Here is a 12,627-nt window from a genome sequence, read left to right on the forward strand (position 1 = left end):
GGGCTCCTCAGGATGAGGTCTCGCTTCGCGGCGAAACTCTAAACCCTCATGGTGAGGAGCGCCGCCTGCGGCGCGTCTCGAACCACGAGGCCGAGCCGTCAGGAGCTTGTGCTCGGCTCCCCCTGAACCTCACCACCCGCGATCGCGACGAAGTGGCATAAACCCGCGAGGCCTGTTCGGGCCGGGAAGCGCCACGCCATGACCAGCTCCGCAGCAACCAGTTCCGCTGTGCCATCTCGCCGTCTGGGCATCATCGGCAGCATTGTCGGCATGCTGGCGCTGATGGCGGCGGTGTTGCCGCATTGGGTGGTGCCGCTCGTGTTTCCGCCACCACCGGCGGATCAGGTCATCGTCGACACCGGACACCGCATCAAGGACCGCGTGATCGCGCGGATGAAGGGCATGGAGTATCAGGCTCCGAAGGTCGAGAAATCGGCTGGACGAAGCTGGAGCGAAGCCTCCTCAGTCACCGCGATCTCGCTCGGCCTGCTCGCGATCCTGCTCTCGGTCCTTGCGCTCATTTTTCGGGAGGAACGGCTCCTCGCCGCCGTGGCGGCCACGCTCGGCACCGGCGCCGTCGCGATCGAAATCTACTTTGTCGTGATCGGCGCGCTGATTCTGATCGCGATCCTCTATGTGGTGGCGAATATCATCGGGCTGTTTTAAGGCCCTTCGGGCAGGCTCGAGCCGCGGCCGGCGCAATTGCTACCGCGCTCAATTCTCTGTAGTTTCCGCCTCGAAAACCCGCCCCACCAACAGGACAGCGAGAACCCCGTGGCGCCCATCCAGTACATCGTCGAGGGCGGTCACCGGCTCTCGGGCTCGATCGAGCCGTCCGGCAACAAGAATTCCGCGCTGCCGATCATCGCCGCAGCCCTGCTCACCGAGCATCCGGTGACGCTGGAAAACGTGCCGCGGATCCGCGACACCGAGACGCTGGTCGAACTGATCCGCTCGGTCGGCGCGGCGGCGGAATGGACCGCCCGCAACACGCTTCATATTCACGCCAAGAGCATCCGCGCCGCCGATCTCGATCCTGAGCTGTGCGTCCGCATCCGCGCCTCGATCCTGCTCGCGGGCCCCCTGCTCGCCCGCTGCGGCGAAGTGATGCTGCCGCCGCCCGGCGGCGACGTCATCGGCCGCCGAAGGCTCGACACGCATGTGCTCGCGCTGGAGCAGTTGGGAGCCAAGGTCACCGCGACCGACCGGCTCGAATTCCGCGCTTCGAAACTGACCGGCGCCGACGTGTTCCTGGACGAACCCAGCGTGACCGCGACCGAGAACGCGCTGGTCGCGGCCGTCGCCGCCGAAGGCACCACGTATTTGCGCAACGCCGCGTCCGAGCCGCATGTGCAGGACCTCGCCAACTTCCTGGTCGCGCTCGGCGCTGGGATCGAGGGCATCGGCACCAACACCATGATCGTGCACGGTCCGGCGACGCTGGGCGGTGCGACCTACCGGATCCAGCCCGACCATATCGAGGTCGGTTCGCTGATCGGGCTTGCGGCCGTGACGCGTTCGCCGCTTCGCATCACGCGCGCGGGCGTCGAGCATCTGCGCTCGATCCGGATGGGGTTCGAGCGGCTCGGCATCGTCTGCCGCATCGAGGGCGACGATCTCATCGTGCCCTCGAACCAGACGCTGAAGATCCAGGACGATTTCGGCGGCCACGTGCCGAAGCTGGAAGACCAGCCCTGGCCGGCCTTCCCGGCCGACCTGATGTCGATCGCAATCGTCACCGCAACGCAATGCGAGGGCGTGATCCTGATGTTCGAGAAGATGTTCGAATCGCGGATGTTCTTCGTCGACAAGCTGATCGCGATGGGCGCGCGCATCGTGCTGTGCGATCCGCATCGCGCCATCATCGCAGGGCCGAGCCGGCTGCACGGCGCGACGATGACCTCACCCGACATTCGCGCCGGAATGGCCATGCTGCTCGCGGCCGTCTGCGCCGAGGGCACCTCCACGATCAACAACGCCGACCAGATCGAGCGCGGCTACGAGCGCATCGACGAACGGCTGAATGCGCTCGGCGCGAAGATCAGGCGCGTGCCCGAACGGAAGGGGTGAGACGCTTTTCCCTTCTCCCCTTGCGGGAGAAGGTGGCGCGAAGCGCCGGATGAGGGGTTCTCTCCGCAAATTCACATCGCGAGAGATGGACTCGCGGAGACAACCCCTCACCCGTCTCGCCGCTACGCGGCAAGCCACCCTCTCCCGCAAGGGGAGAGAGGAAGAAGCGGAAGCCATGTTTTCGTCGCCCGGCTGTGCTATTGACCCGGCCATGCTCGACACCATCCAACCCCGTACGCAGCCGCAAGCCGGCGTGCCGCTAAATCCTCTCGCCGACGAATTCGTCGAGACGCTGCGGCTGGCCGTGCCGATGATGCTGACGCAGCTCGGGCAGATCGCGATGATCACGACCGATCTCGCGCTGATCGGGCGGCTCGGCGAGAGCGCGGTCGCAGCAGCAGCGCTGGCGCATACGGTCTATTTCGTCAGCTTCACCTTCGGGCTCGGATTGATGGCGGCGGTGTCGCCGCTGGTCGCGCAAGCCTTTGGCGCCGGCGATATCAGACGCATCCGCCGCTCCTTGCGCGTCGGCTTGTGGGTCGCGTTGCTGATCTCGCTGCCGATGATGGCCTCGCCGCTCTATGGCGAGCACATCCTGGTCGCACTCGGTCAGGCGCCGCACTCGGCCGCGCTCGCCCAGCGCTATCTAAACGGGCTGGCCTGGGGCATCGCGCCGGCGCTCGGCTTCATCGCGCTACGCAGCATGATGAGCGCGGTGAACCGGCCGCAGGCCCCGCTGTGGATCACGCTCGCGGCGATCCCCGTCAATGCCGCGCTGGTCTACGTCCTGATCCATGGCCTGTTCGGCCTGCCGGAGCTCGGCCTGTTCGGCGCGGGGCTTGCGACAACGCTGGTCAATCTCGGCACGTTCGTCGCCACGCTCGCCATTGCGGGCCTGCGCACGCCGTTCGCGGACTATCGTCCGCTTGCCCATTTCTGGCGGATCGACTGGCCTCTGATGCGAAAACTGATCGCGATCGGCGCCCCGATCTCGTTCTCGCTGCTGCTGGAATACGGCCTGTTCTCTTCGGCGGCGCTGCTGATGGGGTTGATCTCGACCACGGCGCTCGCGGCGCATCAGATCGCGCTCCAGGTCACCGCCGTGCTGTTCATGGTCCCGCTCGGCATCGGCATGGCGGCCACGGTGCGGGTCGGCCATGCCTTCGGCCGCGGTGAGCCGCTCGCGGTGAAGCGCGCAGGTCTCGTGGCAGCCGTGATCGGGATCGCGTTCGTCTCGGCGCTGACCGTTGCGATCATTCTCGGCCGCTATGAGCTGGGACGGCTGTTCTTCGGCAGCGGCGAGGCGAGCATGGCGAGCGTCGAGCTGACAGCGAAGCTGCTCCTGGTCGGCGCGACCTTCTTCATCGCCGATGCTATCCAGACCATCATGGGCGGCGCGCTGCGCGGCATCAATGACACCAGGATGACATTGGTATTCGCCGCGATCGGCTATTGGTGCGTGGGCTTTCCCATCGCCTGGTGGCTCGCTTTTCACGCGGATCTCGGCGCGGTCGGTGTCTGGATCGGATTGTCGATCGGATCGTTCGTCTATGCCGGGCTTCTGATCTTGCGCTTCCGGATGCTGACGCGCAAACTGGCGGGATGAACGGAACCGTCCGCGAAGTCACTCCCAATGTCGATGCCGGCACGCTGCTGGCCGGTGCGCATTTCATCGACGCCTTTCGCGTGGAGATCGGCACAGCACCGGTGAATGCCCGCGAGGCCTGCACCAGGATGGTGTTGCACGGACTGCGCTGGATCGATGCACTGATGCGCCTGCGCAATATTCTGGTGGCGCCATTCGGTCTGAAGACATCGGGCGAGGGCGCGCCGGCGCCGGGCGGTTTGATCGGCCCGTTTCCGGTGCTCAGCGAAACGCCGGAACGGCTGGTCGCCGGCTTCGACGATTCCCACCTCGATTTTCGTCTCGTGGTCGATGTGACAGGCGAAGCGACGGGACGGCGGGTGACCTCGACCACGCTGGTGCGGACGCATAATCTGCTCGGCCGCACCTACCTTGCGGTTATCATGCCCTTCCACAAGCTCGTGGTCCGCGGCATGATGAGCCGGATCGCGGAGCCGGCGCGATGACGCTCTCCGTCGACCTCTTCTACTCCTTTCGCAGCCCGTTCAGCTATCTGGCGCTGCCGAAAACGCTCAAACTTGTCGAAACCTACGATCTGGGGGTGAATTTGCGGCCGGTCTATCCGCTCGCAGTCCGTGTGCCCGGGTTTTTCAAGAAGGCCAGCCCGAACTTCATTCGCTATGTGGTGCTCGACAGCACGCGCGTGGCGCAGCACGAGGGCATTCCGTTCCGCTTTCCAAGGCCCGATCCGATCGTGCAGGACAAGGTGACGTTCGACATTGCGGCGGAGCAGCCCTACATCCACCGCCTGACCCGGCTTGGTGCCATGGCGCAGCTCGAGGGACGCTCGCTCGCATTCACCGATGCGATCGCCCGCGTGCTGTGGGACGGCTCGGTGGCGGGCTGGAACGAGGGCGATCATCTCGCGCGCGCCGCGGACAAGGCCGGCTTCGATCTCGCCGCGATGGACGCCGCGATCACCGCAGACCCGGATCGCTACGAGCAGGTGATCACGGAGAATGAGAAGGACCATGCCGCCTCCGGCCATTGGGGCGTACCGACCTTCGTGTTCGACAACGAGCCGTTCTTCGGCCAGGACCGCATCGATTTGCTGGTCTGGCGCATGGAAGGCAAGGGCTTGATGCGGCGCTAGCTCACTCCGCTACGCGCGCGGGCTTGTCGGCCGCGGCCTCCGACCATTCGCCGACGACGCGATCGAGATCGCAGAGATTCTGGTGCATCTGCTCCAGCGAAAAGCCGAGCGCGAAAAAGCGCTCCGCGGTGTCGCTGGGCTGGCCCCGGATCAGGCCGTCCTGGCGCACGGCGGCGACCGCCTCGGCATAATGCTGGAGCGCGACATGCACGGGATGGATCGGCGGAGCGCCGGCGCCTTCGCGCAAGGCCGCGGCGGCCGAACGCAGGAAGCGTGCGATCACGGTCGAGACTTCCGTCAGCGGCGCGGCAAGCCGTGTCTGCACCTCGGCCGGCAGCGGCACCACGGTCGCGCGGCCGATCATCACGACGTCATGGCGCAGCCGCAAGATCGTGCGCAACAACGGGCCGGTGTCCGGCCCGCTCGACAATCGCGCCGAGCGCTCGCGCTCGGCTTCGGCACCAATGGTATTCATGCCGACCATTGCGGTGCCGATACCGTCCTGAATCCGATGCAGCGCGTCATTGTCCCGGCCGCGCGTCAGGCCGGCGAGCAATTCGGTGAAGGCCTCCGCGATCAGTTCGAGCAGCTTCGCCGCGCTGGCGCGGATTTGCCGTACCGCGCGCGATGGCAGCACCAGGAAGGAGACCAGCAACCCAGTGATGGCGCCGACCGCGACTTCGCTGACGCGATCGATCGCCGAGGCCATGGGATCGGCATGATGCATCGACGGAAGCACGAGCACGATCACGGCCGTCACCGTTGCAGAGCTCAGATTGGGATAGATCGATGCGACGAAGGCAAGCGGCGCCACGGCCAGCACCAGCAGACCCAGCAGGCCCAGTTCACCGGAATAGGGGATCAGGATCGCGATAGCGCCGCCATAAATCGCGCCGCCGATGGTGCCGAGCATGTAATCGCGCGTCGCCTTCAGCGAGCGCCCGACGCTCATCTGGGTCACGATGATGGAGGTGAGGACGGCCCAGAGCGGCAACAAGAGATGCAGCGCGGTGGCGAGCGCGTAGGCGCCGGTGGCCGCCACCGTGACCCGGATCGCCAACCCCAATTGGGTCTTTCGCGACCAGACCCGGTCGAACAGCTCTCCTGCGAATGCCATGGTCGCGTATCCCGGTCCAACTCTGGTAAAGCCAGCCAAAAGCATAGCTGATGCCCGCGGCCCCGAGGCCGCTTGAAAGGCCAAATCAGCCCGCCTAACTTGCGCGCCAAAACGAGGAAACACGATGGCTCACGAAACCGCAACGCTCGCCGCCTATGTCGCCAACCTGAAATTCCAGGATATTCCGGCGGAAGTGCTGGATCGCGCAAAAGTGCTGACGCTGGACTTCCTTGGCAGCGCGATCCGGGCCCGCAGCGAAGCGGAATCGACCCCCTCGATCCTGAAGATGCTGGAGGCGCTCGCGCTCGACACCAAAGGCGAATCCACCGTGTTCGGCGACAGCAAGACCTGGACGCCGGCAGTCGCGGCGCTGCTCAACGGCGCGCTCGGCCATTCCCTCGACTTCGACGACACCCATGCGGACTCCTCGTTGCATCCGAGCGCGCCGGTGGTTCCGGCCGCCTTCGCCATCGGCGAGATGGTCGGCGCGTCGGGCCGCGACGTGCTGACCGCGATCGTTGCGGGCTATGAGGTCTGCTGCCGGCTCGGCAACGCGCTCGACCCGACCTCGCATTATGCCCGCGGCTTTCACCCCACCGCCACCGCCGGCACCTATGGCGCAGCAGCGGCCGCCGGCAAACTGTTTGGCCTGTCCGAGCAACAGCTCATCGCCGCCTTCGGCGTCGCCGGCAGCCAAGCCGCGGGCTCGCTGCAATTCCTGGTCAACGGCGCCTGGAACAAGCGCTACCAGGTCGGCGCCGCCGCGATGAATGGCGTGATCGCCGCGACGCTGGCGCGCAACGATTTCGTCGGCGCGACGGAATCGGTCGAGGGCAAGCACGGCCTGCTCACCGGCTACACCGACGATGCGCATCCCGACAAGGCGGTCGCCGAGCTCGGCAAGACTTACGAAACCATGAAGATCGGCGTGAAACCGTATCCGAGCTGCCGCTATACCCACGCCGCGATCGACGCGCTGATCGCGATGCGGCGCGAGCACAATCTGACGCCCGATCAGGTCAAGCGCGTCGAGATCGGACTGCATCGCAACGGCATCACCTTGACCGGCGACGCCGCGACCAAGCGCCACCCGACCTCGATCGTCGGCGGTCAGTTCTCGATGTTCTTCACCGGCGCGCTCGCGCTCGACCAGGGCTCATTTGGCTGGGACGACTACAGCCGCCTGGGCGACGCAGCCATCGACGCACTCGCCGACAAATTCGACGTGGTGCAGGACGATCGGCTCGAAGTTGGCCGCACCCATCCCTTTGGCGCGCGCGTGAGCATCACGACGGACGACGGCGTGCATGAGCGCCTCTATGCCGATCCCTCGGGAGAGCCGACCTCCTTTCCCGATGCGCAGGCGATGCAGCAGAAGTTTTTGACGCTGGCCCGCCCGGTGCTGAACGCGCGCGCGGAGAAATTCGCGGACGCGATCATGACGCTGGAGCGGTTCGATCGCGTGGCGAAGGCGACGGAGCTGGGACGTTAGTAGAATTGCGCTACGCGAGCGGTGCACCCTCGCCCCTTGTGGGAGAGGGTGGCTAGCCGCGCAGCGGCGAGACGGGTGAGGGGTTCTCTCCGCGAGCACACCTCTCACAATTGCATTCGCAGAAGCATACCCCTCATCCGGCGCTTCGCGCCACCTTCTCCCACAAGGGGAAGGGAAGAGAGCACCTCAATTCGTCCGCGCCAACTTTCCCTTCTCGCGCGTAGCCGCAACCACGTCGCGCACCAGATCGAACACACCGTCCGCTTCTGGCGGTGCGTTCGGCGAACGGCCTAAACGCACGATCACCAGACGCTCCGACGGAATCACGATCGTGTATTGCCCGATCGTGCCCTTGGCGAAGAAGGCATCGCGCGGCCAGCCGTGGTCGATGCGGAAGGTCGCGCCAAAGCTGTCGCCCTGGTTGGTCCAGAAGCCGGCGCCGATACCGACCCACGCGCCTGGCGTCGCCGACGCCGAGTAATTCACCCAGCCCTCGGGCAGGATGCGCCGGCCGCCGACGACGCCATCGTTGAGATAGAGCTGGCCGAACCGCGCCCAGTCGCGCGCGGATGCGAGCATCTCGCTCGACCCCTTGATCGTGCCGGCGCCGTCGAGCTGGAGCGTGACATGGCGCATGCCGAGCGGCGCGAACAATTCGCGGCGCGCGAAGGCAAGCGCATCGGCTGGATTGCCGCCGACGGCGTTGCGGATCAGACGCGCGAGCATGATGGTGTTGCCATCGTGGTAATTCCACACGGTGCCCGGCGCGGTCGCGAGCGGCATGCTCGCGGCATAAGCCGCCATGTCGTCTTCGATGAATTTCATGCGATTGACCGGCTCGAAGGCGGAGCCGAGCGAGGCCTGAAGCGAGCTGCCGAGCGCCAGGCCCGCGGTGTGGCGCAGCAGCTGATCGACGGTGATGGCGTGATGCGGATCGTCCGGATTTGTCCAGGCGGCGACCGGTGCGGGCCCGTCGAGCTTCAGTCTGCCCTGGCGCACGAGGATCCCGGTGAGAGCCGAGATCACGGACTTGGTCATGGAGAAGCCAAGCAGCGGCGTCTCCGGTCCGATGCCCTCCGCATAGCGCTCCGCGATGATGCGGCCCGACTTCATGACGACGATTGCGCGGGTACGGCGGAATGGCGGCGACGTCGGCTCGGCGAAGGCGCGATCGAGCGCGGCTGACAGCTCCGGGCTTTGTGGCGATACGACCGCGGGCCCGGCGATCTCGGGCAGCAAAGCCGGCTGCCTGTCATCAGGCGGCAGCCTGACGTCGGCGATATCAGTGCCGTGCTCGAGCGTGCAGCCGAGGCCCTCGCGATAGACGGCATGGCTGCGGCCAATGCCGAACAGCGTCACCGTGACGTCCTTGCGTGCGCGATCGACCTGATACTCCATCGCCCAGGTGAGCAGACCGGCGCCCGGCATAGCATCGGCGGTCTCGGACAAATTACGCCTGACATCGAGGCCCGAGACAAACGTCTCGGAACAGAGCATGTCGGCGATGAAGCCGGTGGCGACCTTGGGTACGTCATGGGCGCGAACCGCGCCGAGCGCGAGGCCGGCAAAGACGACGGTGGTGGTGAGAAGGACAATCTTGCGGCGGCGGGTCACAGGCTTGCTCCGGCTTGAGGCGTGTGCCGGAGACGAGACGGCATTCACGCGATGCCCGCTCGCCGGATTTGGAAACGGCGTCGCCGAAAACCGCGAGACGCTCGCCGATTCCAAAATAACCCAGATATTTCAGTACACTAAAGATCAGACAGCATTCACCTTGAGCCGCCGGTATTCCGTCGGCGTCACGCCGGTCACGGCCTTGAAGGTGCGGTTGAACGGGCCGAGCGACTGGAAGCCAGAGTCCATCGCAATGGTAATGACGGGGACCTCGGCTTGGGCGGGATCGGCCAGCGCGGCCTTGGCCTCCTCGATCCGGTGGTTGTTCAGGAACACATTGAAGTTGCGGTAGCCGAGCCTCTGGTTGATCAGCCGCCGCAGCCGGTATTCGGGAATTTTCAGCCGGCCCGCCAGCACGCCGATGCTGATGTTCTCCTGGCGATAGATCCGCTCGTCCACCATCAGCCGCATCAGGGCGTCGATGAACTTTTGGTCGGCGGCGTCCTCGCCCACAGGCTGGCTCGCCGCGATCGCCGGCGCAGCCTCCGCGGCGGCTGGAAACAGGTCGGCGCCGTCCACGCGCATGATCGCATAGGCGATGGCCGCGACGATGCTGGCGAGCACGCCGGTATTGACGGTGTTGGCGACATCGCCGACGTCGCTGCCGACCACGAGGATCTGGAGCAGCGCGTTCAGTCCGCCATAGAGCGCGGCAGCACAGACGATGAAGATGCGAACACGGCGGCGGCGCTCGACCAGATCGGCCGACCATGAGCCGATCGTCTGCATGATCGCGAGCGCAATGAAGCCGAGCACGATCAGGTTCACCGCGGTGACGGCGAGCCGGACATGTCCGCCGGGCGCGATCCAGAGACAGCTGACGAAGCTGAACGCTGTCACCAACCCCCAGGTCAATCCGTGCCACCGGCGCAGGCGAAACTCGTCGTCGAACAGCGCGCGCGTGAACAGCCAGAACACCACGATATTGCCGGTCGACACCGCGATCAGCGGCGCATGCCATGTCGGGACCAGCGGCGATATGCCGACGGAATAGCTCGCGGCATGCGCGGCCGAGCCGAGTGCCAAGGCCGCACCGAGCCGGGCTGCCAGCACATTGCGGAAATCGCTGACAAGCGATGCCGCCAGCACTAATAGCAACGCCACAGAAGCGGCGCGGAATGCGAGTTCAAGGGCGGCTGATGTCATCAGATGCTGTGGCCATCGGTATGGGCGAGCCGAACATCGTCCGTCGGGTTGATTTTTTCAAGCACCATCCGCACCACAGCTGTCATCGTCCGGCTTGACCGGACGATCCAGTACTCCGAGAGGGTTGTAATCGAGCTGATGGGCCGCGGCGTACTGGATCGCCCGCTTTCGCGGACGATGACAGTCGTGCATGCGGCACTGCTGCCGTCACAACGTCTGAACCCGGCTTTGTCGCGACGGCGGTGTAAATTTCTGCTAGCGTCGGGACCAAGAAAGCCAAAAGGAGTCCATCATGAGTTGGCAACCCTCGAACGATCCCGTCCTCGGCGATCCCATGTCCTGCGATGCGCTCGATCTCGTCATCGTTCCGCGCACGCGCGATCTCGGCGATGGCTTCGCGGTGCGGCGCGCATTGCCGCACGGCAAGCGGCAGATGGTCGGTCCCTTCATCTTCTTCGACCATTTCGGGCCTGTGCAATTCGTCTCCGGCAAGGGCATGGACGTCCGGCCGCATCCACATATCGGGCTTGCCACGGTCACCTATCTCTTTGACGGCGCGATCATGCATCGCGACAGTGAGGGCAACATCCAGGAAATCCAGCCCGGCGCGATGAATTTAATGACAGCCGGCCGCGGCATCGCGCATTCCGAGCGCACGCCGGATGTGCAGCGCGCCTCGGGGCAGAAGATGCTGGGCCTGCAAAGCTGGATCGCGCTGCCGGCGGGATCGGAAGAGATCGCGCCATCGTTCCAGCATTACGGCGCGGGTGACCTGCCGATGGTCTCCGAGCGCGACTTCACCGCGAAGGTGATCGCGGGCTCGGCCTTCGGCATCACCTCGCCTGTGTCGATGGTTTCGCCATGGTTCTATACCGAGGTCACGGCGGTCGGGGGCGCCACCGTGCCGCTCGATCCTGATCACGAGGAGCGCGCCATCTACGTCGTCGACGGCGAGGTCGAGATCGCGAACGAGCGCTACGAGGGGCCGCGACTGCTGATCTTCCGTCCGGGTGACCGGATCACGGTGAAGGCGCTCAGAGCCACGCGGATGATGTTTCTGGGCGGCGACGCCCTGGAGGGCCCGCGCCACATCTGGTGGAATTTCGTGTCCTCCAGCAAGGAGCGGATCGAGCAGGCCAAGCAGGACTGGAAAACCGGCCGCTTCGCGGCAGTTCCGCAGGAACATGAGTTCATTCCGCTGCCGGAATAGGCTATCCCGGTTTCCGGTCGCGCGATCAGGTGCGGCCGGATTTTCCTGTCGCAAGGCCTTGCTCCGAAAGTTCTGCCGATGACCGCCATGCTCTCCAGCGACCTGCCGCTGCCCAAGATCGGGCGCGGCAAGGTGCGCGATATCTACGCCGTCGATGACGACCGCCTGCTGCTCGTCACCACCGACCGCATCAGCGCCTTCGACGTCGTGATGGGCGAGACCATCCCGATGAAGGGCGCGGTGCTGACGCAAATCAGCGCGTTCTGGTTCAACGAGCTCGAAGGCGTGGTGCCGCATCACATGATCAGCGCCGACACCGACGAGATCATCGGCGCCGTGCCGGCCTTGAAGCCGCATCGCGCAGAAATTCTCGGCCGCGCCATGCTGTGCCGCCGGACCACGGTGTTTCCGATCGAATGCGTGATCCGCGGTTATCTCTCGGGATCGGCGTGGAAGGAATATGCGGCAAGCGGCACGCTGGCCGGCGAGAAGCTGAAGGCGGGTCTCGTCGAGAGCGAGAAGCTGGAGCCTTCGATCTTCAGCCCGGCGACCAAGGCCGAGACCGGCCATGACGAGAACATCACAATCGCGAAGATGCGCGAGGTCGTCGGCAACGAGACGGCCTACACGCTCGAGAGCATGACCCGCGCGATCTACACGCTCGGCGAGGAGCTCGCCCGCGAGCAGGGCATCATCATCGCCGACACCAAGTTCGAATTCGGCCGCGACAAGGACGGCCGCATCATCCTGATCGACGAAGTCATGACGCCGGACTCCTCGCGATTCTGGGCCGTCGACGCCTACAAGCCGGGCCAGCCGCAGGCGAGCTTCGATAAGCAGCCCTTGCGCGACTATCTCGACGTCGAGCGCCGCGCCGGCCGCTGGAACGGCGACGCCCCGCCGCCGCCTTTGCCCGCAAGCGTGGTGGACGCAACCAGCAAGCGGTATCTGGAAGCGTATCGCCGGGTGACGGGAAGTGAACTGAAGATTTAGCGCAGGCGCTATCGTCGTCCCGGCGAAGGCCGGGACCCATACCGCGAGGTCTATCGATCGCTGACGGTTCTAATCCCGAACAATCGATCTTCGCCACACATCTCCCTGGGGGTATGGGTCCCGGCCTTCGCCGGGACGACACCGAGTATGTGTGCCTGCTCGGTGACTCTCCATCCGCCTGCTGCGC

11 protein-coding genes are annotated in these 12,627 nt (G+C 65.5%); 8 read left to right on the plus strand and 3 right to left on the minus strand.

Annotated features, from left to right (window positions below; genetic code table 11):
• The first annotated feature begins 198 nt into the window (after nt 1-198).
• The 5 genes from AC0L3P_RS19420 to AC0L3P_RS19440 all read left to right on the plus strand — a co-directional run bounded on the left by AC0L3P_RS19420 (nt 199) and on the right by AC0L3P_RS19440 (nt 4,808).
• The gene (locus AC0L3P_RS19420; RefSeq protein WP_473304051.1) at nt 199-666 is read left to right on the plus strand and encodes a hypothetical protein; all 468 of its coding nucleotides are present in this window, start codon (nt 199-201) and stop codon (nt 664-666) included.
• Nucleotides 667-774: 108 nt separating this feature from the next.
• Nucleotides 775-2,070 carry a UDP-N-acetylglucosamine 1-carboxyvinyltransferase gene (gene murA, locus AC0L3P_RS19425; RefSeq protein ID WP_275168717.1) on the plus strand — a complete coding sequence of 432 codons (1,296 nt, stop codon included), beginning with the start codon at nt 775-777 and terminating at the stop codon, nt 2,068-2,070.
• A gap of 211 nt (nt 2,071-2,281) precedes the next feature.
• Nucleotides 2,282-3,676 (plus strand): MATE family efflux transporter, encoded by a 1,395-nt coding sequence (locus AC0L3P_RS19430; protein ID WP_473304055.1) that lies wholly within the window; start codon nt 2,282-2,284, stop codon nt 3,674-3,676.
• A complete protein-coding gene (locus tag AC0L3P_RS19435) occupies nt 3,673-4,161 on the plus strand; it encodes a DUF2867 domain-containing protein (protein WP_473304058.1) in 489 nt (162 codons plus the stop codon). The genes AC0L3P_RS19430 and AC0L3P_RS19435 overlap by 4 nt, the downstream gene beginning before the upstream one ends.
• Nucleotides 4,158-4,808 carry a 2-hydroxychromene-2-carboxylate isomerase gene (locus AC0L3P_RS19440; RefSeq protein ID WP_473304061.1) on the plus strand — a complete coding sequence of 217 codons (651 nt, stop codon included), beginning with the start codon at nt 4,158-4,160 and terminating at the stop codon, nt 4,806-4,808. Before AC0L3P_RS19435 ends, AC0L3P_RS19440 begins: the two co-directional genes overlap by 4 nt.
• 1 nt (nt 4,809) lies before the next feature.
• On the opposite strand, the gene AC0L3P_RS19445 is transcribed toward AC0L3P_RS19440, so the two are convergent.
• Nucleotides 4,810-5,925, minus strand: coding sequence for an FUSC family protein (locus AC0L3P_RS19445; RefSeq protein WP_275168725.1), 1,116 nt, complete (start codon nt 5,923-5,925; stop codon nt 4,810-4,812).
• 124 nt (nt 5,926-6,049) lie between these two features.
• Between AC0L3P_RS19445 and AC0L3P_RS19450 the strand changes: the two genes are divergently transcribed.
• On the plus strand, nt 6,050-7,417 hold the full coding sequence (locus AC0L3P_RS19450) for an MmgE/PrpD family protein (protein ID WP_473304064.1): 1,368 nt from the start codon (nt 6,050-6,052) through the stop codon (nt 7,415-7,417).
• A gap of 186 nt (nt 7,418-7,603) precedes the next feature.
• Here AC0L3P_RS19450 and AC0L3P_RS19455 read toward each other — a convergent pair whose 3' ends face one another.
• Together AC0L3P_RS19455 and AC0L3P_RS19460 are read right to left on the minus strand one after the other, a co-directional pair.
• A complete protein-coding gene (locus AC0L3P_RS19455) occupies nt 7,604-9,031 on the minus strand; it encodes a serine hydrolase domain-containing protein (protein ID WP_473304067.1) in 1,428 nt (475 codons plus the stop codon).
• Nucleotides 9,032-9,175: 144 nt separating this feature from the next.
• Nucleotides 9,176-10,237: a helix-turn-helix domain-containing protein gene (locus AC0L3P_RS19460; protein WP_473304069.1), complete on the minus strand. Its 1,062-nt coding sequence runs from the start codon at nt 10,235-10,237 to the stop codon at nt 9,176-9,178.
• A gap of 292 nt (nt 10,238-10,529) precedes the next feature.
• Between AC0L3P_RS19460 and AC0L3P_RS19465 the strand changes: the two genes are divergently transcribed.
• Nucleotides 10,530-11,447 (plus strand): pirin family protein, encoded by a 918-nt coding sequence (locus tag AC0L3P_RS19465; protein ID WP_473304073.1) that lies wholly within the window; start codon nt 10,530-10,532, stop codon nt 11,445-11,447.
• A 78-nt stretch (nt 11,448-11,525) separates the two neighbouring features.
• Complete coding sequence (locus AC0L3P_RS19470; RefSeq protein ID WP_473304075.1) at nt 11,526-12,440, plus strand: phosphoribosylaminoimidazolesuccinocarboxamide synthase; 915 nt, start codon at nt 11,526-11,528, stop codon at nt 12,438-12,440.
• Nucleotides 12,441-12,627 lie beyond the last annotated feature (187 nt).

This window comes from Bradyrhizobium sp. WSM4874 (assembly GCF_055811835.1).